Raw genomic sequence first — 1,062 nt, 5'->3', positions numbered from 1 at the left:
CATTTCGCCAATGGGCGCGTTCGCGGTTATATCGTGACGTCTAAAGAAACATTGGTGAAAGACGCGCCTTCATTGTCTCACTGGACGCCAAACGTGTACTGCTACGGCGAATATGCAGATCCTGCGCGCACATACATAAAAGGCTTTGAAGAAAAGAACCTGTCTCAAATTAATACGTTCGTTGTCGACATCGATACGAAAGATCACAGCATCAACGACATTCTGCTTGCTTGTATCGACGAGTCGATTGGTGAACCGTCATTGATCGTCGAATCGCCACGCGGTTATCAAGTGTATTTCTTACTCGATAAGCCGTTTTTCATTTCAAATAAGAACGACTTCCGTAGCTTAAAAGTGGTGAAACGTATCGCTGAAAACATTAAACAAAGCCTTGCAGAAGTTGGCGCGGATCAATACTGCAACGACTTTGGCTTTTTCCGCGTGCCGACAGACGACAACATTCGCTGGTATAGCGAAGCACGTTACACGCCAGCAGAGCTTATTCAATGGTCTCAACGTGTCGATGACGATCATGGCCGTACGCTGTATGTTGTGCCACGTAAGCTAACGACAAATAACTTACTGCACGCTGAATGGTTCACAGCGCTGCTTCATGCGACGGATATCAAAGGGAAAAAAGGGCAACTAGGGCGTAACAATACATTGTTCACGCTCGCTTTAACATGCTTCCAAGAAGGCATCGACAAAGGTCGTACGTACGATATGATGGACGAATTTAACTCGAACCTTCGTTACCCGCTAAACATCTTTGAAATGCGCGCCATCATTAACTCAGCGTACAGTGGCGAATATCGTGGGGCAAAGCGTGAGTACGTGGAAGCGCTACTGGAAACGTACGTACACAACGGCGGCGATATCAAAGTAAACCTCGGTAGTACATATTGGTACAAACATAAGAAAGCACGTAAAGATCGCGTGCGCAGCCACTACGATGAGTGGGAAAACGACATTATCGCTTATTTAAAGGACCTTTCTGTGCCTGACGAGCCATTTGTATGGCTAACGCAAAAAGAGCTCTGTGCGGCGCTTAAAATGCCTCAG

General features: G+C 46.5%; 1 protein-coding gene. It reads left to right on the top strand.

Annotated elements, in window-relative coordinates; all coding sequences use genetic code 11:
* Window positions 1-1,062, top strand: a 1,062-nt coding sequence (locus tag QI30_RS19520) for a primase C-terminal domain-containing protein (protein WP_126992127.1), incomplete at both ends; no start/stop codon positions are given.

It is taken from the genome of Candidatus Kurthia intestinigallinarum, from assembly GCF_003991225.1.
GTDB lineage: Bacteria > Bacillota > Bacilli > Bacillales_A > Planococcaceae > Kurthia > Kurthia populi.
Note: the sequence above shows the minus strand (reverse complement) of the source record. Positions and strands in the feature narration are given on the sequence as shown.